This window comes from Massilia soli (genome assembly GCF_016809835.1).
Classification (GTDB): Bacteria; Pseudomonadota; Gammaproteobacteria; order Burkholderiales; family Burkholderiaceae_D; genus Telluria_A; species Telluria_A soli.
The window spans coordinates 390,717-409,948 of record NZ_JAFBIL020000002.1 but is presented as its reverse complement, the minus strand read 5'-3'; the positions used below and the strand labels follow the sequence as shown (position 1 = coordinate 409,948).

At 65.6% G+C, this 19,232-nt stretch carries 17 protein-coding genes; 2 read left to right on the top strand and 15 right to left on the bottom strand.

All coding sequences use genetic code 11. From position 1 onward, the window contains the following. Positions 1–81 precede the first annotated feature (81 nt). A complete protein-coding gene (rpsT, locus tag I4X03_RS06305) occupies positions 82–348 on the bottom strand; it encodes a 30S ribosomal protein S20 (RefSeq protein WP_131422548.1) in 267 nt (88 codons plus the stop codon). 286 nt (positions 349–634) lie between these two features. On the opposite strand from rpsT, the gene murJ reads away from it, so the two are divergent. Next, a complete protein-coding gene (gene murJ / locus I4X03_RS06300; protein WP_223467202.1) occupies positions 635–2,185 on the top strand; it encodes a murein biosynthesis integral membrane protein MurJ in 1,551 nt (516 codons plus the stop codon). Positions 2,186–2,336: 151 nt separating this feature from the next. Here the strand turns inward: murJ and I4X03_RS06295 are convergent, their stop codons facing one another. Next, positions 2,337–4,502: a putative bifunctional diguanylate cyclase/phosphodiesterase gene (locus I4X03_RS06295; RefSeq protein WP_223467200.1), complete on the bottom strand. Its 2,166-nt coding sequence runs from the start codon at positions 4,500–4,502 to the stop codon at positions 2,337–2,339. A 195-nt stretch (positions 4,503–4,697) separates the two neighbouring features. Here I4X03_RS06295 and I4X03_RS06290 point away from each other — a divergent pair, with 195 nt between their 5' ends. Then, complete coding sequence (locus tag I4X03_RS06290) at positions 4,698–5,144, top strand: hypothetical protein (RefSeq protein WP_223467198.1); 447 nt, start codon at positions 4,698–4,700, stop codon at positions 5,142–5,144. An 82-nt stretch (positions 5,145–5,226) separates the two neighbouring features. Here I4X03_RS06290 and I4X03_RS06285 read toward each other — a convergent pair whose 3' ends face one another. The 13 genes from I4X03_RS06285 to I4X03_RS06215 all read right to left on the bottom strand — a co-directional run bounded on the left by I4X03_RS06285 (position 5,227) and on the right by I4X03_RS06215 (position 18,831). Further along, positions 5,227–5,994 (bottom strand): type II secretion system protein, encoded by a 768-nt coding sequence (locus tag I4X03_RS06285; RefSeq protein WP_223467196.1) that lies wholly within the window; start codon positions 5,992–5,994, stop codon positions 5,227–5,229. Beyond that, positions 5,960–6,340, bottom strand: a complete 381-nt coding sequence (locus I4X03_RS06280) for a type II secretion system protein (RefSeq protein ID WP_223467194.1) — start codon at positions 6,338–6,340, stop codon at positions 5,960–5,962. Before I4X03_RS06280 ends, I4X03_RS06285 begins: the two co-directional genes overlap by 35 nt. A 4-nt stretch (positions 6,341–6,344) precedes the next feature. Further along, the gene (locus I4X03_RS06275; RefSeq protein WP_223467192.1) at positions 6,345–6,821 is read right to left on the bottom strand and encodes a type II secretion system protein; all 477 of its coding nucleotides are present in this window, start codon (positions 6,819–6,821) and stop codon (positions 6,345–6,347) included. Next, on the bottom strand, positions 6,821–8,812 hold the full coding sequence (locus I4X03_RS06270; protein ID WP_223467190.1) for a secretin GspD/PilQ domain-containing protein: 1,992 nt from the start codon (positions 8,810–8,812) through the stop codon (positions 6,821–6,823). The genes I4X03_RS06275 and I4X03_RS06270 overlap by 1 nt, the downstream gene beginning before the upstream one ends. Before the next feature lie 14 nt (positions 8,813–8,826). Further along, complete coding sequence (locus tag I4X03_RS06265; protein WP_223467188.1) at positions 8,827–9,357, bottom strand: hypothetical protein; 531 nt, start codon at positions 9,355–9,357, stop codon at positions 8,827–8,829. Next, complete coding sequence (locus I4X03_RS06260) at positions 9,354–9,923, bottom strand: hypothetical protein (RefSeq protein WP_223467186.1); 570 nt, start codon at positions 9,921–9,923, stop codon at positions 9,354–9,356. The genes I4X03_RS06265 and I4X03_RS06260 overlap by 4 nt, the downstream gene beginning before the upstream one ends. After that, on the bottom strand, positions 9,920–10,462 hold the full coding sequence (locus I4X03_RS06255) for a PilN domain-containing protein (protein ID WP_223467184.1): 543 nt from the start codon (positions 10,460–10,462) through the stop codon (positions 9,920–9,922). The genes I4X03_RS06260 and I4X03_RS06255 overlap by 4 nt, the downstream gene beginning before the upstream one ends. After that, positions 10,459–11,250 carry a hypothetical protein gene (locus I4X03_RS06250; protein ID WP_223467182.1) on the bottom strand — a complete coding sequence of 264 codons (792 nt, stop codon included), beginning with the start codon at positions 11,248–11,250 and terminating at the stop codon, positions 10,459–10,461. The genes I4X03_RS06255 and I4X03_RS06250 overlap by 4 nt, the downstream gene beginning before the upstream one ends. After that, positions 11,243–12,901 (bottom strand): GspE/PulE family protein, encoded by a 1,659-nt coding sequence (locus I4X03_RS06245; protein ID WP_223467584.1) that lies wholly within the window; start codon positions 12,899–12,901, stop codon positions 11,243–11,245. The genes I4X03_RS06250 and I4X03_RS06245 overlap by 8 nt, the downstream gene beginning before the upstream one ends. A 20-nt stretch (positions 12,902–12,921) precedes the next feature. Continuing rightward, on the bottom strand, positions 12,922–14,109 hold the full coding sequence (locus tag I4X03_RS06240; RefSeq protein WP_223467180.1) for a type II secretion system F family protein: 1,188 nt from the start codon (positions 14,107–14,109) through the stop codon (positions 12,922–12,924). 33 nt (positions 14,110–14,142) lie between these two features. Further along, positions 14,143–14,598 (bottom strand): type II secretion system major pseudopilin GspG, encoded by a 456-nt coding sequence (gspG, locus tag I4X03_RS06235; protein ID WP_223467178.1) that lies wholly within the window; start codon positions 14,596–14,598, stop codon positions 14,143–14,145. Between the two features lie 218 nt (positions 14,599–14,816). Beyond that, positions 14,817–17,975 carry a S8 family serine peptidase gene (locus tag I4X03_RS23175; RefSeq protein ID WP_307735338.1) on the bottom strand — a complete coding sequence of 1,053 codons (3,159 nt, stop codon included), beginning with the start codon at positions 17,973–17,975 and terminating at the stop codon, positions 14,817–14,819. A 40-nt stretch (positions 17,976–18,015) separates the two neighbouring features. Continuing rightward, the gene (locus I4X03_RS06215) at positions 18,016–18,831 is read right to left on the bottom strand and encodes an NF038120 family PEP-CTERM protein (protein WP_223467176.1); all 816 of its coding nucleotides are present in this window, start codon (positions 18,829–18,831) and stop codon (positions 18,016–18,018) included. Positions 18,832–19,232 lie beyond the last annotated feature (401 nt).

The following is a 19,232-nucleotide window of genomic DNA, read 5'->3' as shown; positions in this document are numbered from 1 at the left end:
CAGGCGGGTTTTTTGGTGTCCAGAACTGGAACAGCCTGGCGGAACGGCCGGTGAGGCCGCTGTTCCGCCGCACTAGCGCAATTAAGCTGCCAGTGCTTTCAGGGCTGCTGCCAGGCGGCTCTTGTGGCGCGCTGCCTTGTTCTTGTGGATGATTTTCTTGTCAGCGATGCTGTCGATCTTCGACACGGAGGTCTGGAAGATGGTGGTAGCAGCTGCCTTGTCGCCAGCCTGGATGGCCTTGCGAACTGCCTTGATTGCGGTACGCAGAGTCGAACGCTGAGCGGAGTTGTGAGCGTTTTGTTTAACTGCTTGACGAGCGCGCTTGCGTGCCTGTGCGGTATTTGCCATGGAATTTCCTAAATCGGGGTCAAAGTTGCGTTTGCGGACATATGCGTCTGTCAAACCGGTTTCATAACTGCCGAAGAACCATGTGAGTCAAACCAGTGCCTGCCAAACATTAGTGTCTGCGAAACAGAATTTTGTACAGCCTTCGATTATAGCGCCATAATCGTTCAAGAGCAATTCCAAATTCAACAATAGTTCTTTCTCCCGAAGGACGACCCCGGCGGACCAAAGGCGCAGGCGAGAAAATCCTCAAGGGAACGCAACTGTTGCCGGGATATAATCTCGCCCCATGAACTTGCTCAAAACCCTGGCCGCCGTCTCCAGCATGACGATGCTGTCCCGTGTCACCGGATTGCTGCGCGAAAGCCTGTTCGCGCGCGCCTTTGGCGCTTCCGCGTATACCGATGCCTTTATCGTCGCCTTCCGCCTGCCCAACCTGCTGCGGCGCCTGTTCGCCGAGGGCGCGTTCTCGCAGGCATTTGTGCCGATCTTGTCCGAATATAAAAACCAGCACGGCGAGACCGAGACCAAGAGCCTGGCCGACAGCGTCGCCACTTGCCTGGTCTGGGCCACCATGCTTACCAGCCTGGTCGGCATCATTACCGCGCCGTGGCTGATCGTGCTGGTAATGGGCCAGTCGGCCAACGATCCGCTCGCATTCGACGCGGCCGTCGTCATGACCCGCTGGATGTTCCCTTATATAGCGTGCATGGCCTTCGTGGCGCTGGCCGGCGGCATCCTGAATACATGGAGCCAGTTCAAGATCCCGGCCTTTACCCCGGTGCTGCTCAATATCTCGTTCATCCTGGCCTCGCTGGTGCTGGTCGATTACCTCGAGCAGCCGATCTATGCGATGGCGGTGGCGGTGTGCGTCGGCGGCTTGCTGCAGGTTGGCATCCAGATCCCGGCGCTGATGAAAATCGGCATGCTGCCGCGTATTTCGATCAATCCCGTCGCCGCCCTGCGTAATCCGGGCGTCTCGCGCATGCTGCGCAAGATGGGCCCGGCCGTGTTCGCCGTCTCGGCCGCACAGATCAGCTTGCTGATCAACACCGGTATCGCCGCGCGCCTGTCGGCCGGCAGCGTGTCCGCCCTCACCTACGCCGATCGCCTGATGGAATTCCCGACCGCGATGCTGGGCGTGGCATTGGGCACCGTCCTGCTGCCGAGCCTGTCCAAAGCGAACTCGGTCGGCGACAGCGCCGAGTATTCCTCGCTGCTGAACTGGGGCCTGCGCCTGACCTTCCTGCTGGCGCTGCCGGCGGCAGTGGGCCTGGCCACGCTGGCCGAGCCGATGATCGCCACCCTGTTCCACTACGGTAAATTCACCACCCAGTCGATCACCAACGCCGCGATGCCGCTGGTGGCCTACAGCGTCGGCCTGCTCGGCATCATCCTGGTCAAGACCCTGGCCCCGGCCTTCTATGCGCGCCAGGACGTGCGCACGCCGGTGCGCATCGCGGTCGGCGTGCTGGTGTTCACGCAGCTGATGAACCTGGTGTTCGTGCCGATCTTCGCGGTGGCCGGACTGGCGCTGTCGATCGGCCTGGGCGCCTGCGTCAATGCCGGCTTCCTGTACGGCGGCCTGCGCAGCCGCGGCATCTATGTGCCGCAGCCGGGCTGGATCGTGTTCTTTCTGAAACTGGCGGTGGCGGTGGCGATCATGGGCGCGCTGAGCTGGTACAGCGCCAGCCAGTTCGACTGGGCCGCGATGCAGGCCACGCCGTGGCTGCGCGCGCTGGCGTTGCTGTCCATCGTAGGCGCCAGCGCGGCCACCTATTTCGCCGTGCTGTTCATCCTCGGCTTCCGACTGGGCGACTTCAAGCGCCGCGGCAAGTGATGCGTCGCCGGCGTGCGCCAGCCCACGCCACGCCACGCCACCTCCGGGTTCGGCCTGCTGCCAGGACCAATCTATTGCGTAATATTGTTGCCGGCAAATTTAGCGAAGTAAATCATGCGCTTGCGCAGCTCCACGGGAGCGCGCAAGCGCTTCACGTCAACGAAGCCGGCACCCCCTGGGCGTGGCAGCGCGACTCGAATTCATCGAGCGGCACCGGTTTGCCGAACAGGTAGCCCTGGTAGATCATGCAGCCGTGCCCGCGCAGGAACTCCAGCTGTTCCTGCGTTTCCACGCCCTCGGCGATCACTTCCAGGCGGAAGTTGCGTGCCAGGTCGATGATGGTCTTGACCATCACCGCATCGGTGGCGTCGGTGGTGATGTCGCGGACAAAACTCTGGTCGATCTTGATTTGCGCAAGCGGCAGCTTCTTCAGGTACGACAGCGACGAATAGCCGGTGCCGAAATCATCCATCGACAGGCTCAGCCCGAGGGCGCGCAGCGAGTCCATCTTGTGCACCACTTCGGCCACGTCGCTGAGCACCATGCTCTCGGTCAGTTCGAGCTTCAGGCGCGAAACGTCGCAGGGATGGCGCGCGATGATCGCGCTGAGCATGTCGACGAAATCGGCCTGGCGGAACTGCCGCGCGCTGACATTGACGGCCAGGGTCAGGTGCCGCATCGCCGGCATGCGCTGCCAGCGCGCCAGCTGGGCGCAGGCGACGTCGAGCACCCAGTTGCCGATGTCGAGGATCAGCGAGCTTTCTTCGGCGATCGGGATGAACTGCAGCGGCGACACGGTCCCGCGCGATGGATGATGCCAGCGCAGCAGCGCTTCGGCGCCGATCGGCCGCTGGCTGTCGTCAACCTGGACCTGGTAGTGCAGCGCGAGCTGCTGGCTGCCGATCGCCAGGCGCAGGTCGGCTTCGAGGGCGGCGCGGCTTTCGACCGCCAGCTGCATCGCCGCGCTGAAGAACCTGAACGTGTTGCGCCCGGCATCCTTGGCGCGGTACATCGCCATATCGGCCTGGCGCAGCACCACATCGGCACTGCCCTGGTCGGAGCCGACGAACATCGCCACCCCGATGCTTGGCGACGAGTGCCGTTCGTGCCCTTTGAGATGGTACGGGGCGCTGAGCGAAGCGCGGATTTTTTCGGCGATCAGGGCGATGCGTTGCGAGGCCATCCCGCTGTCGCCCGGCACCGATGCCACCAGCACCACGAATTCATCGCCGCCGAGGCGCGCCACCATGTCCGCCTCCCGCAAGCAGTGCCCGACCCGGGCCGCCGCCTCGACCAGCAGCAAATCGCCAACCGCGTGGCCGAGCACGTCATTGATCGCCTTGAAGTTGTCCATGTCAATGAACAGCACCGTCCCGTATTGCTGGCTGCGCGCGGTGGCCGCCAGCGCTTCGTTGAGGCGGTCCATCAGCATGCGCCGGTTTGGCAGTCCGGTGAGCGCGTCGTAGAACGCCAGCTGGTGGATCTCCTGTTCGGCGTGCTTGCGCGGGGTGATGTCGTCGAACTGGATGACCACTTGCTTGAGCGTGCCATCGCTGTGCAGTTCCGGGAAAGCGTTTACGATCAGCCACACCGGCGCCGTGCGGCCGGGCTGGCGCACGCCCAGCACCTGCGAGTCGATCGCGCGCCCGCTGTCGAGCACCCGGCGGACCGGATACTGCGCCTTTTCCAGCGACACGCCCTGTTCGTCGACGAATTGCCAGACCGGGTCATCCGCATGCCTGGAAAAAATGTCGCTTCCGCTCATGCCGAGCAGCTCATTGGCGCGGGCGTTGCTGTACAAGATGACGGTATCGGGCGCATGCACGACGATGCCGGTGCGGAGGTTGCTCAACAGCTCACGGTAGCGCGTTTCGCTCTCAGCCAGCAGGCGCTGCTGCTCATTTGCGCGCGCCTCGGTCTGCTTGCGTTCGTCGATATTGAAGGACACCCCGATCAGGCGCCGGCCACGCACGCCGTCGCCGCCGTCCATGATCTTGCCGTGATTGGCATACCAGATCCACGCGCCGTCCTTGGCGCGCAACCGGAACTCGCAGCGGTAATGCGGCGTGACGCCCGTCATGTGCTCGGTCAGCGCCGTTTGCACCAGCGGCAGGTCGTCAGGGTGGATCAGCGACAGCACATCGTCGATCATGTGCGCGGTCTCATCGTCGCTGTAACCCAGCTCGCCGAACACGCGGGTCGCGCGGCGCGTGATCGCGCCGGTGAGCACGTCGTTTTCCCATAAATCGAGGTCAGCCGCCTCCAGCGCCAGCTGCAGTCGTTCTTCGTCAATGTGCTGTCTGCCGAACTGCCCCATTCCCGCTCCCGCGTCCACGATGTTTCAAGTGTAAATCAGAATGGCGGAACGGTCGCTTTCAGCATGGCGCTGCGTATGCGAAAAAAGGCGATGTCAGCGTTAAGTGTGGAATCGACTCCGTCTTTCCCGCGCAGGCGGGAATCCATACAGAAGCCGGGTAGCGGATCGGGGTCTGGCGCTTACCGCATCTCTGGTATGGGTGCCCGCCTGCGCGGGCACGACGTGGCGGTGGCCACTCCGCTTTCAGCATGGCGCTGCGTAAATGCGAAAAAGGCGACGTCACGGTTAAGTGTGGAGGCCAATCCGTCCTTCCCGCGCGGGCACGACGTGGCGGTGGCCACTCCGGCTTCAACATGGCGCTGCGTAAATGCGAAAAAAGGCGACGTCACGGTTAAGTGTGGACGCCACTCCGTCGTTCCCGCGCAGGCGGGAATCCATACAGAAACCGGGGAGCGGATCGGGAGTCTCGCGGTTACTGCATCCCTGGTATGGGTGCCCGCCTGCGCGGGCACGACGTGCGGTGGCCACTCCGCTTTCAGCATGGCGCTGCGCAGGCACGAAAAAAAACCCGCCGAAAAGGCGGGTTTTGCAAAACAACCAAGCTACTCAGGCTGTTTTTATTGTTGTGTTGTTGCAGATTAATGCATGTCAATATGCTAGCACGCCACCCCCGCCGCGCGCTCGCACGCACGGTAATTTCGTTAGCATCGGGAAATTGTTGTGGCTATTTTGCAACCGGCACAGGCGTCGTGGTGTCGTCCTCGGCGTCGACTTCCTTCTCTTCAGGCGCGACCGGCTCCGATGGCACAGGTTCGGCCGCTTCGTCAGGAGCAAGCTCGACAATCGGCGGCGCGTCCGCCGCGGCAGGCGCAGGCGGCGCGGAGGGCTCGGGCTCCGGCGCCGGGGTTTGCGTTTGCGCGGGAAGCGCCGGCTCGACCGGCACCGCCGGGCTGTCCGGCGAACCCGGCGCCCCGGCGATCAGGAGCCCCTGCCCGGCCGCGGTGAACTTCCAGTCCGAAATCCTTTCCTTGTTGTCGAAGTTGACAAAGCGCGCATCGAAATTGCCGACCTTGAGCGGCCGGGCATCGGACAGGCTGTACACGCCGGTGATCCAGGTCTTGTCGCCATTGGTGACCAGGCCCCACGCCGCCTTCCCGGTGATCGGGTCGACAAAGACGCGCCGCAGGTGCCGCCGCACGCCGGGAAAGCGCGGGTCCTTCAGCAGCGCGTCCAGGTTCGGCGGCTGCTGCTGCTGCCCTTTCGGCGTGGCCGCGGCGTAGCTGCGCAGGGCATCGCTGAACGCCGCGCCGATCTCCAGCAGTTCTTGCTCGGCCGCCGCACGCTGCATCAGCGCGCCGGTCTTCATGCCGGCGGCGGCCACCAGCCCGAGGATCGCCAGCAGCACGACCAGGCCGATATAGGTGAAACCGCCGCTGCGCCCCCTCGCCGCCATCGCGCTACCAGTCGAGGTAAGGCTTGCCGCTGCGGTCATTGCCCGGCGCGCCGCTCTTGATGCTGTACACCGCGCCCTTGGCGCCGTCCTCCGGCGGCACCACGATCCAGGTCGCGGCGCTCTCGGTGACCGGATCGACCGGCACGTTGCGCAGGTACTTCTTGTCGACCAGCTGCTCGAGCGAGTCCGGATAGCGTCCGGTGTCGGAGTAGTACTGGTCGATCACCTCGCGCGTGTTGCGCAGGTTGTCGAGCAGGATGGTCTCGCGCGCGCCATCGATGCGCGGCAGGTAGCGCGGCACGGCGAGCGTCAGCAGCAAGGCGACGATGGCGAGCACCACCAGCAGCTCGATCAGGGTAAAGCCGGCACGCAGGCGGCGCATCATGGAATCACCATTGGCGGTAAGGGACGTCGTTCAGGCCGACGCGTTCGGAGGTGGAGTAGACGTCGTAGACGTCGTCGCCTTCGCGCGGGTCGATGGCTTCGCTGGCGTAGCTGCGCTTGCCCCAGGTCGCGCCGTCGGCCAGTTGCGGGTCGGGGTTGAACGGGTCGCGCGGGATCCGGCGCAGGAAGAAAATCTTGGCGCGCTTCGGGCTGCGCAGGTCGGGCACGCCATCGACCAGCAGTTCGAGCGTGCGCGGGTAGCCGGTCGAATTGAGGCTTTTGGCGACGCGGCCTTCGTCGTACGCTTTCTTGTAGGCGTCGATGCCCTGGCGGATGTCGCGCAGCGCGCGGCGCAGCTCCTGTTCCTGCTTGCGCTGCACGCTGACCTGGGTCACCGGTATCACCATCGACGCCAGCAACCCCAGGATGGCCAGGCTGACCAGCAGCTCGATCAGCGTGAAACCACGCGCCAGGCTTCGCATTATTCTTCCGTTTCAGCCGGCGGCTCGGCCGCTTCGGTGGTCGTGGTGGTGGTCGTCGTGGTGGTCGTTGGCGCGGCGATCGGCGTCACCTGCGGCGCGGCCGGCACGCCGGCCGGAACCGGCACGGCTTGCGGCGCCTGCGACGCTGGCGCCGCTGGCGGCGGCGCCGACGGAATCGCCGACGGCGCGGCCTGCTGCGGCTGCTGGCGCACCGGTATCACCACCGGGGTGCGTGGCGCCTGGTCCGGGCGCGAACGGAAGCTCGCCTCGGTGCCGGCGTTGAACTCGGACTGCGATGCCGGCGGACGCTGCACCGTACGCACCAGGTGCGGCGTGATCGACAGGACGATTTCGGTCTTCTCGTTGTCGTCGCGGGTGGTCCCGAACAAGCGGCCGAGAATCGGCAGGTTGCCCAGCCCCGGCACCTTGCTGCCGCTGCTGCGGTCTTCGCTGTTGATCAGGCCCGCCAGAACCTGGGTTTCGCCGTCCTTGAGCTGCAGCATGGTGCTGGCCGAACGGCTGCCGATCTGGTACGCGGTGGTGCCATTGGGCGTCGTGATCGTGCTCACCAGGTTGCTCACTTCAAGCGAAATGCGGATCGCCACTTCGTTGTTCAGGTAAATGGTCGGCTCGACGTTCAGGGTCAGGCCAACGTCGATGTAGTTAACCGATTCGGAGGCGAAGCCGCCGGCGCCGGGCGAAATCGTGGTGGTCACGTTGGGGACCTTGTCGCCGATGACGACCTTGGCCTTTTCCTTGTTGCGCACGCGGATGCGCGGGTTGGCCAGGGTGTTCGAGTCGCCGTCGGTCTTGGCCGCCGTGACCGTGGCCGACAGCGCCGAGACGCCGATATCGCGGCGGCGCAGGTCGCGCAGGTTGTCCAGCGTCAGCTGGCCGCCGCCAAACGAGCGCAGCGGCGCCAGCGTCACTTCGTTCGGCCACGCAATGCCCAGCTCCAGCATGCGGCTGCGCTTGATCTCGAGGATCTCGACGTCTAGCATGACTTCGGCTTCAGCCACGTCCTGCAGCGCGACCAGGCGCGAGGCGATGCGGATCGCTTCCGGGTTGTCGCGCATGATCACCAGGTTCAGCTTTTCATCGGCCACCACGTCGCGCGCCTTGAGGATGGTCTTGAGCGTGTTGACGATGGTCTTGGCTTCGGCGTTGGCCAGGAAGAAGGTCTTGACGGTCAGCTCCTGGTATTCCTTGAGCTTGACCGCGCTGTTCGGGTACACCAGGATGGTGTTGCCGTCCATGACCTGGTGCGCCAGCTGGTTGCCGACCATCAGGTAGTACACGGCCGCCTCGACGGTGCTGTTCTTCAAAAAGATCGACGTGCGCTGGTCGGCCTTGACGTCCTTGTCGAACACGAAATTGAGGCCCGAGCGACGCGAGATCACTTCGAATACCTGCTTGAGCGGCGCTTCGCGGAACTCGATCGTGATCGGCTGGCGGAACGCCGCCGCCAGCGCGTCTTCCGGCGCCCGCTCGGTGGCCTGCTCGCCGACGCGCGCCAGCATCAGGCGCGCCTGTTCATGCTGCGGACGCTCGGCCAGGATCGCGGCCAGCTTCAGGCGCGCCTGTTCGAATTCCTTCTTGTCGACCGATGCGGCGGCCGCTTCCAGCATGCGCGCATGGCGCTCGTCCATCTCGACCGACAGCAGGCCGGCGCGGGCGCGCTCGTTGGCCGGGTCGAACGCCAGCACGCGGCTGTAATCCTGCAGCGCCAGCGCGCCCTTGCCTGCCGCGCGGTGGCGCTCGGCCTGGTCGAGCAGGCGCAAGGCGTTGCGGTCGCGCTCGCGCAGGAAGGCGGCCCGGTAGACCGCGTTGCCGGGCTCCTTGGCGATCGCTTCCTGATACTTCAGCAGGCCTTCTTCGACCTTGTCCTGCGCCACCAGGTCGCGTCCGTCGCGGTAGGCCATCTGCGCGGCGCAGCCGGCCAGCGCGATCGCCAGCAGCGACAGCGCCAGCAGGCGGCCTAGTTGTTGCATGCGGGGGGTTGCCATTACTCGAGGACTCCAATGTTAATTTGCTGTACCTGGTTCAAGGGCAGGTAGGTCAGCTTCAGCGTGGGCGGGCTGATGTCGTCGACGCGGTAGGTTCCGTCGATGACCATGTTCTCCCGCACGATATAGGTGGTGCCCGAACGCGCGAGGTAGACCTCGACGGCGCCATCACTGACGGCCTTGCCGATGAACGTAAACGGCAGCGGCGGCGCGCTCGGCGGCGGCGGCGGCGGCGGTGGCGCTTCCTGCTGCACCACCGGCGGCGGATTCCAGTCCTGGCTGCCGAACACGGCGCCGGCCTGGGCGTCATCGTCGTCGCCCAACAGGGCGGCGCGGTCGTGCACCCGCAAAATCAAGGGCTCCGGCGCGCTGCTCGCGGCGCTACGCGCAACGGCGGCCGGCGCCGCCGCCGGCATCGGCGCGCGTTCGACCGCCTCGGCGACGCCGCTGTCGGGCGTGCGGTCGCCAAAGATGAACAAGGCGGCGGCGCCGGCCAGCGCGGCGCCGTAGATCAGCACGCGCCGGTTCATGGCCGCACCCCGGTGCCGGGACCGGACAGGTACAGCGTCAGGCGCAGGCGCGCTTCGACGTCGGCCACGCCGATCGTATCGCGCCGGAAGCTGATCTCGTCGAGCGATGCAAACGGAATCGCGCGCAGCGCCAGCATGCCGAACTTCCACACCGCGCCATAACTGCCCTTGACCGGCAGGATGACCTGGTAGGTGTAGACGCCGGCATTGCGGTCGTAGCCCGCCTTGTACTCGCCCTGGGTCAGCGTCAGGCCCGATTTTCCGGCCAGGCCGAACAAGGTCGCCACCTGCTGCTCGGCGTAACGGCGCTCGCCCAGGGTGTCATAGAACAGCGCCAGGTTTTCGTTGGCGATGACCGGCGCGGCCTTGACGGCCGGCGGCGGCGTGGCCGCAACGCGCAACGCCAGCGCGTGCTCGCGCACCTGCAATCCGCGCTGCGGCAGCAGCCAGGCCAGCGCGGCGGCGCCCAGCAGGCAGCACAGCGCCGCGCCGCAGGCGACCGGACCGAGCGCCCGGGCGGCAAGCCGCGCGCGCAGCAGCAGGACATGCAGGCTGACGTTGTTCATGGCGCGCTCCAGGCAGCGTCCAGCTCGAAACGGATCGGCCGGTTCGGGTCCTGGTCGTTGATCTCGTGGTGGGTCAGCGCGACATCGCTGAACAGCTCTTCGCGCTTGAGGCGTGCGACATACTCGATCATCTCGTCGCTGGTGCGCGCCTCGGCGCTGATGCGCAAACTGCGCTTCCTGGCATCGGGCTCCAGCGCCAGCAGGGCCACGCCGGCCGGCGTGGCGGCGGCCACCGCGTCCTGCAGGGCGCGCCATGGCAGGTTGAGCTGCATGACGGCGGCGTTGACCGCGCTTGCCTGGGTTTCCGAAATCGGCGCCGCGGCGGCGACCGGCGCGGCCAGCGGCACGGCGGCGCGCGCCTGCAGGGCCGCCAGTTGGCGTTCGTGGCCGCGCTGGCGCTCCATCAGGCTGGCGCCCGCCCAGGCCGCGCCAAGGCACAGCAGCAGCGCGAATGCCGCCAGCATCCAGGCCGCCAGCGGCGTGCGGTACACGGTGCGCGCGAAACTCGGCGGCGCGAAGTCGATGCGCACGGGCTTCATGCGCGGCTCCCGGTGGCGGCCAGTGCCGCGGCGGCGCTCCAGCCAGCGCCGGTGTCGTCCAGCACCTGGACGGCGTCGCCGCGCCAGTTGTCCGGCACCTGGCCGGATAACTGCAGCCGCGCCGGCGCCGCCACGCCAAGGCGCAGCGCTTCGCGTGCGGCGTGCGCGCCGAGCCAGCTCGCGTCGGCGCCGGCCGGCACCTGCGAGGCGCGCGCAGCGCCCAGGCCGGCGCCGTCCGGAATACCGAAGGTCAGCACGCCGTCATGCACCAGGCCATACCAGGCGTCGGCCGCGACCAGGCCGCACCAGCGGTTCCAGCCGGCGATAAACTGGGGGACGATGTTGACCAGCGAGAGCGTGTGTTCGGCGGCCACAAGCGACAAGGCGTCGTGCAAGGCGCGCGGCATCGCCGCGGCGGCGAAGGGGCGCGCCGGATCCCAGCTGCCGGCGATCTGCCATCCGGAAGCAGGTTCGCCATATAGCTGCTGGAAACGCAGCGCGGCGGCCGCTTCGAGGTCGGCCATGCGCGCGGCGCCCGCTGGCGGCGTGACCTGCCACAGCCGCGCCAGGTCGTCGGCCACGATCACGCAGGCCGGCCAGCGCGACCAGCTTCCATCGGCCAGGACGGCGCGCAAGGCGTAGGCGACCTGCTGCGCACCCGCCCCTTGCGCCAGGGCGTGCTCGGCCACCACGACGGCGCGTTGGCCGCCCCAGCGGCTGGTTTTCACCAGCGCGATCGCGGCGCCCGATACGCCGATGCGCAAGCCCTGTCCGAAGCGCCTACGCATGCAAGGTCACCCGCTTGATTTCCGACAGCGTGGTGGCGCCGCGGCGCACCAGTGCCAGCGCCGCCAGGCGCAGGCTGCGGGTGCCGTTGGCGTGCGCGGCCGCCTTGATCTGGCGGATCGGCGCCTTGTCGACGATCAGCTCGCGAATTTCGTCGTTCAGGGTCAGGATCTCGGCGATCGACCGGCGCCCCTTGTAGCCGGTGCCGCGGCAGTCGCCGCAGCCCTTGCCCTGCATGAACACGTAGTCGCGCACGTCGTTGCGCTCCAGGTTGACCGACGCCAGTTCGTCGTCGGTCGGGGTGAACTCGGTGGCGCAGTGCGGGCAGTTCATGCGCACCAGGCGCTGGGCCCAGATGCCGTTGAGCGCCGAGACGAACGCGTACGGGTCGATGCCCATGTGGGTAAACCGGCCGAACACGTCGAACACGTTGTTGGCGTGGACGGTGGTGAGCACCAGGTGGCCGGTCAAGGCCGACTGCACCGCGATTTCCGCCGTCTCGCGGTCGCGGATCTCGCCGACCATGATCTTGTCCGGGTCGTGGCGCAGGATCGAGCGCAGTCCCTTGGCGAACGTCAGGCCCTTTTTTTCGTTGACCGGAATCTGCAGGATGCCGGGCAGCTGGTATTCGACCGGGTCTTCGATGGTGATGATCTTCTCGCGGCCGTTGTGGATCTCGGTCAGCGCCGCGTACAGCGTGGTGGTCTTGCCGGAGCCGGTCGGCCCGGTCACCAGCAGCATGCCGTAGGCTTCCTGGGCCAGGCTGCGCAGCGACACCAGCGACGGCGCATCGAAGCCGAGCGCCTCCAGCGTCAGCGCGCCGTAGGCTTCGATCATCGCGCGCTTGTCGAGGATACGGATGACCGCGTCCTCGCCGTGGATGCTCGGCATGATCGACACCCGCAGGTCGATTTCGCGGCCGCCCGATTCGACCCGGAAGCTGCCGTCCTGCGGCACGCGGCGCTCTGCGATATCGAGTTCGGCCAGCACCTTCAGGCGCGAGATGATGTGCTCGGCCACTTCGATGCCGTTGACCGAGGCGGCGTGATCGAGCACGCCGTCGACGCGGTATTTGACGGCCAGGCCACTGGCGGTGCTTTCGAGGTGGATATCGGAGGCGCCGGCCTTGAGCGCGTCGTACAAGGTCGAGTTGACCAGCCGCACCGCCGGACTGGCCGCTTCGGACACCGAGGCGAACGACAGCACCGCCGCGGTCTTGCCGTCGTTGCGTACCTCGGCCACGCCGGCCACCAGGGTATCGGTGGCGCGCGCCGATTCTTCCTGGCGCGACAGGTAGGCCTGGATGTCGGACTGCAGCGCCAGCCTGGTCGACAGCGGCGCGCCCGGCGTGGCGCGGGCGCGCGTGGCCAGCCAGGTTTGCAGGTCGAGGTCGAACGGATCGGGAATCACGCCCACCAGCGCGCCGCCGCCGCTGCGCAGCAGCACGCAGTGGCGCGCCATCGCCTGCGCCAGCGGCAGCAGGTCGAACGCTGGCGCCAGGCTCAGCATCTCGGCCGTTTCCATCACTTCCAGGCCGAACGGCTCGGCCAGCGCGCGCACGATCTCGCGCGGCTCCAGCCCGCTGGCCGCTTCCAGCTCGGCCACCAGCGAACGGCGCGTGGCCGCGCTCTGGAGGCGCGCGCGCGCCAGCATCGCCGAGTCGATCGCGGCGCTCACGACATGTCTCCGGCGAGGTCGAAAATCGGCATGTACAGCAGCACCACGATGGCGCCGACCACCAGCCCGATGGCCGCCATCAGCAGCGGCTCGAAGGTGCGCGTGAAGCGGTCGATCCAGCGCGTGATCTCGCCGTCGTAAAAAGCGGCCGACTGGGTCAGCATCGGGCCCATGTCGCCGGTGCGCTCGCCAACCCGCAGCATGCGCAGCGAGATCGGCGTGGTCAGGCCGTTGGCGTCGAAGGCGCCAGAGAGCGGCAGGCCCGACTCGATCTCGGCGCGGGCGGCGGCGAGGTTGGCGCGCATGCTCGGCGAGACCATCGCCTGCACGGTGCCGATCGCCTGCACCAGCGGAATGCCGCCTTCGCTGAGCATGCCGAGGGTCAGGTACAGGCGCGAGAGTTCATAGATGCGCACGCGTTCGCCGATGCCGGGCAGACGCGCGGCCAACCGGGCGAAGCCGCCATTGCCGGCCAGCCGGCGCAGGCCGAACACCAGCGCGGCCAGCAGCGCCGCGGCGCCGGCCAGCAGCACGCTGGTGTGGCTGGCCGCGAACTGGCCCCACGACAGCAGCATCTGCGACATCCAGGGCAGGTTGCGCCCTGCTCCCTGATAGACCTCGGCGAAGCGCGGCACCACATAGGCGATCAAAAATACGCTGACGCCGCCGCCGACAGCCAGCAGGATCACCGGGTAGATCGCGGCGCTGACGATCTTGCTGCGCACCAGGTCGATGCGCTGCTGGTAGTCGATGTAGCGCGACAGCGAGCGCGGCAGGTCGCTGGTGCCTTCGGCGGCGCGCACGATGCCGATATACAGAGGGGGAAACAGGTCGGGCTGCTCGGCCAGCACGGTCGAGAAGCGCTTGCCTTCGCGCAGCCCGCCCAGCAGGCGTTCGATGACGCCGCGGGTGGACGGGTTGGCTTCCTTTTCGAGCAGGGCTTCGAGGCCCTCGACGATGCCCAGGCCCGCCGTCAGCAGCGCCAGCAGCTCCTGGCTGAACAGCACCAGCGACATGCGCGGGGCGCCGCGCTTGCGCAGGCCGCCCGCGCGCACCGGTTCGACGGCGCTGACGAACAGGCCGCGCGCCTCGACCTGGCGGCGCGCGTCGGCCGCGTCGTGGGCGTCCACGACCTGGCTGGCGATCGACATGTCAGGCGCGAGGGTACGGACAGCAAACTGCATGGTGCCTTGGCGAAATCGTTGGTGGTGGCGCGCTTACTGCGAGCTGATGTCGGCGTTGTCGCCGGTGCCGCCTGGCTGGCCGTCGCGGCCGAGCGAGACAATCTCGTACTCGCCCTTGCTGCCTGGCGAACGGTACTGGTAGGGCTGGCCCCACGGGTCTTGCGGCACGCCTTTTTTCAGGTACGGGCCGTTCCACTTGATGCCGGCCGCCGGCGGCGCGGCCATCAGCGCGGCCATGCCCTCTTCGGTGCTGGGATAGCGGCCGACGTCGAGGCGGTAGGTGTCGAGCGATTTTTCGAATGCTTCGATCTGGGCCTTGGCGATCGTGACTTCCGATTTGCCAAGCTGGGAGAAATATTTCGGGCCGACATAGGCGGCCAGCAGGCCGATGATGACGATCACCACCAGCAGTTCGAGCAGGGTGAAGCCGCGTGCGCGCGGGTTTGCCGAAAGCTCAATATGTGCGCCGTGTTTCGCTGGTCGAACCATGCTGCCGTCTCCTGGATTACAACAATGTTGATGCGTACTGCCAAACTCGATTGGCGTGCAAGGCTACCATGCCGCCAATGGATGAGACAACTTTTCTTTGGCTTGTTTTCGGGGCATGTCAACCAGCCGACACGCATCGTCTTTACAGCAGCGAAAAAGCGCCCCCCAAAACACAAACAGCCGCCTGGCGGACCAGGCGGCTGTCCTACTTCACTTGCTTACTTGTTGACGTTGCTCTGCTTGCTGCCAGCGTCGGCTGCAGGCACCGAAGCGCTACCGGTGTCAACACGCAGGACCGTGGTGGCCTGGACGTTGCCGGCCGCATCGCGGAACTGCGCGCCGCCCACATAACGCTTGCCCGATTGCAGGCCGGACCAGCTCATGCCCACCGTGGTGTTAGCACCAGCAACGACCTTGGCAGGAATTGCCACGGCCAGCTTGCCGCCAACGTCAGCCGGAGTGACGACCCACGACGATAGCTTGTGGGTCATGACGTCGCCGCCACCGTAGGCCAGGACGCAGACGCGGTAGGTACCGGCAGCAGGGCTGCTAATCTGAACCGATTCGTTGGAACCGTCGTTACCCGAGTAGAGCCAGGCGCCGCTTGGCGACAGGATACCCATGTCGTTGTCATCGCCAGGGCTGCTGGTGTCCTGCTGACGCAGGGCAAAGCGCGCCACGATGGTGCCGGCCGGGATCGTGACCTGGTAGGTCTTGACCGAACCGCTCATCGAACCGTTGCCGCACGCCGTGCGCAGGGTAGCGCTGCTGGCCGCGGTTGGCGCCAGCGACGCGGTTGCGCCCATCGTCACGTCTTTCAGGCCGCCCTTGAACGAGGACATCACACCCGAGTACAGCGTCTTGACCAGGAACAGCTTGCTGCCCGAGGTCTTGTCGCTGGTCAGTTCAGCTGGCGCGGTGATCGACTGCGCGGCACGTGCCTGGATCGGGCTGCGCACCGTGGTGGTGCCGTCGCTCCAGACCAGCTGGCCGAAGTACCAGGTGTTGGTCAGCGCGCCGTTCGGGGTCAGCTTGACGGTGAAGTTGGCGCTGGCGCCGGCCGGAATGGTCAGCGTCGAAGGGGTGACGACAGTGGTGTAGTTCGGGACCGATGCGGTGGCATTGAAGGTCGCTGGCGAGCCGCTGACGTTGGTCACGCGACGGCGGACGGTGACGCTTTGCTGGACCTGGCCGACGGTAATCGACGGCAGGTTCAGGTTATACGTTTCGTCCAGGGTGCCGAAGGTGGTGCAATCGGACGCCGGGGTCACCGAAGTACGGTTGACCTTGCACTGGTACTGTACATAGTCAGCCTTGCCTGCATCGTAGACCAGGCCCGGATTGGCAGCCTTGTTCGGATCGATGTGGCCAGCGCCTTGCGACCATGGCAGCAAGCCATTCGATGGTGCAGCCAGGCCGTCGTTCAGGGTGCTGAACGCGGTGGTCATCAGTGCCGACTTGACCGCGGCTGGCGACCAGGTAGGACGCAGCTGGCGCAGCAGCAGCGCGACACCGGCCACGTGCGGGCTCGACATCGAGGTGCCCTGGTACGACGAGTACGCTTCTGGCGGTACGAACGAACCGTCGGCCACGCCGTTGCGCTGGTCCTGGGTCAGGGACGGGGTCACGCTGGCGATGACGTCCACGCCAGGGGCGGTCAGGTCAGGCTTCAGGACATTGAAGTCGCCCTGGTTCGGGCCGCGCGAGGAGAAGCCGGCCATGATCGGCGCAGGCTTGGACACGTTGGCGAAGCGGTTGATCGTTGCCACGGCGCCTGGGGTAGGTGCGTAGGCCTTGATCATGGCGCCGTCAGCAGCGGTGACGTGCACGGTCGGTACCGAATGGACTTCGGACACCAGTCCGGCGCCATTGTCGACCAGGATCATGCCGACACCGCCGGCATTGAGCACGGCCAGGCTCTTGTCGACGCGGGCGTTCTCGCCGCGGGTGCAGACCACGATCTTGCCGGCGACTTTGGCCGGGTCGAGGTTGGACTGGCCGGCAGGCGCCGCGCCGCTGTAGCACAGGCTGGAATTGCCCGCACCGAGGGCGGCGTTTTCCGCCAGGATCATCGGCGTGGCGGTGACGACGGTGGTGTTGGTCGATGCGCCCGAGTAGGCAGCGCCGTTGCCCAGCGTGACATTGGCCAGGAAGTTGCGGTCGTGGGTCGATGCCGCAACCGTGGTCACCCAAGGGCTGATGTGGGCGACGGCATTGGCAGGACCGGAGTTGCCGGCCGAAGCGGCGACGAACACGTTGGCCAGCGAAGCGCGGTAGAAGGCCTGCTCGACCAGGTCGGCCGAGGAAGTCTGCGAGCCGCTGATCGAGTAGTTGATGACGTTGACGCCATCCTTGACCGCCTCGTCAATCGCAGCGATCGTGTCGGAATTGAAGCAGGAATTACGCGCATTCGAGCCGTCCGGATTGGTCGGGTCGTCGTAAGTCCAGCACACTTTGTAGGAGGAAACGCGGGCGCGCGGCGCAATACCGGAGGCATCGCCCATCGGAATGCCGTTGATTACGACTGCGACACCGGCATTGCCGGCAGCGGTCGAGGCGGTGTGGTCACCGTGACCGCCATGGCCCGACGATACGCCGTTGAAGCCGATGTTCGAGTCGCGTGGCGAGTAGTACTCGGTCCAGTTCTTGGTCCGGCCCGAGGCCAGGAAGCCGGCGTTGAAGTACTTCGCGCCAATCAGCTTGTTGTTGCAATGCTTGACTGGATCGAAACCCTCGCCGGCAGCGCAACCGCCCTTGAACGAGGCTGGCGCGCCGGTGTATGCCAGGGTGCCGGACGCATTGAAGGTCGGCTTGCCGTTGGCATCGACGCGGTCAGCGAAGGCTGGGTTTTCTGGCCAGATACCGCCGTCGACGATACCGACGACCATATCTTCGCCCTTGACCTGCGCACCGCCGGCAAACTGCGAATACAGGCCGCCGGAGGCGGTCAGTTTCAGGAACTCGGTGGTGGAAACGGTGTCGACGTGGCGCGCGACGTCGGCGTGCACATCGGCAACGGCGGCGTTGTTCTTGAGCTGCAGCACTTCGGCATCGGTCAGCATCGCGGCGAAGCCGTTCAGCACGACATCATAGGTCGCGATGATCGGCGCATTGGCGACGGTGGCCTGGACCGACTGGCGCTTGTTGTCGAGGTAGCGGACATAGTCCTGCACGTCGCTGGTGTTGTAGTCGAAAGCGGCACCCGGCTGTGGCTGGGTCGCAGGCAGGCCGGCGACGCCGCCGGTGTAGGCGGCGACAGGCTGGTCTTGCAGCTGGATGATATACGGACGGCGTGCTTCCTGGGCCGATACGGCCAGGGTGACGCCGGACAGCAGCAGCATCGCTGCCAGGGAAATTGGGCGGAGTTTGGGCATCATGAACGGTTCTCGATCAGGTCAAATGGTTTGGCAGGGCTGCTCAGGCAGCTTGCTTGCGGCGGCGCAGCGCGGTCATTCCCAGCAGGCCAAGGCCCAGCAGGCCGAGGGTTGCAGGCTCTGGAACGTCGCCGGACGTCACGATGTTGTCGATCGCGAAGTTGCCTGCATTCTGAGTGCGGTTGCACTGGCCGGCGTCGTTGCAGCCATAGCCAAGAATGCGGATGAAGGCGAACTCGGTGCTGAACAGATCACCCAGCACGACGTTGCCGAAGTTGTATTGACCGCTGACCGCTGGCGGCAAGCCGACCTGCAATGCGCCACCCAGCGCCAGGCCATCCTGACCGAAGCCTTGCAGGACCAGCAAACCGCGGGTGAAGACACTGCTGGTACCGATGAAGCTGGCGTCAAAGCTTTCCAGACGGAAGCTGTTGCCGCTGTTCAGTTCCAGGAAGATGTAGCTGTCAGCCAGAGAGGCGTAGTAGGTGCTGGTGTTGTTCTGCGGGCATTTGAGTTCTGCGCCGGCGCAGATATCGCCCTGCTCGGCACCGTCGATCAACATGCCGGAGAAGCCTGGGACGCCGGAGCCGTTATAGCTGGTGACAGTGTACTTGCCATCGGTAATAGATTCACCGGAAAACACGAATGGCGTCGTTGCGCCTTCGAAAGTGAGCACGCCTGCGTTTGCCACGCCTGCGGTGCAAAGTGCTGCTGCCAGAGCCAGCTGCTTGAACAGCTTGCCGCCTACTCGCGTCTGATTGAATGTAGCCACGAAATCCCCTAGTTCTAAAATAATTATGAGTGCGCCAAGACCGATGGCCTGGCGCGTAAAGCAACTTCCGTTGCCCGCCGAAATCAAGACAGCCACTCAGCTATAAGCATGATCTGTGCCTACTGGAAAGACTCCAAACTAATCAACAACTTGGGTGAAGTAGCGCACCGACATCATCGCCGCATGTAAAAAAGGTCGACAAATTTAAGACAAATTTTCCGCATTTTCGTATTTACAAATCCACTCCGATCAACGCCAGGGGCGGCGTCTGACGTCAATACACGCTCGCGCGGTCGAAGTTACGGTGAAGCGATTTCGTTTCGCCACTATCGACGCGGCGCCGGCACCAGCATTCATACATTTTTTTACAACTTTCATTTTTTTCGTCGCGGAAATGTTACGCCACTGCTATAGAATTCTTCTTTCCTCAACGATAATTTCGCCTAATAGCCGTCAACATCATGGATCTCCTCTGCATCGCAATGCAA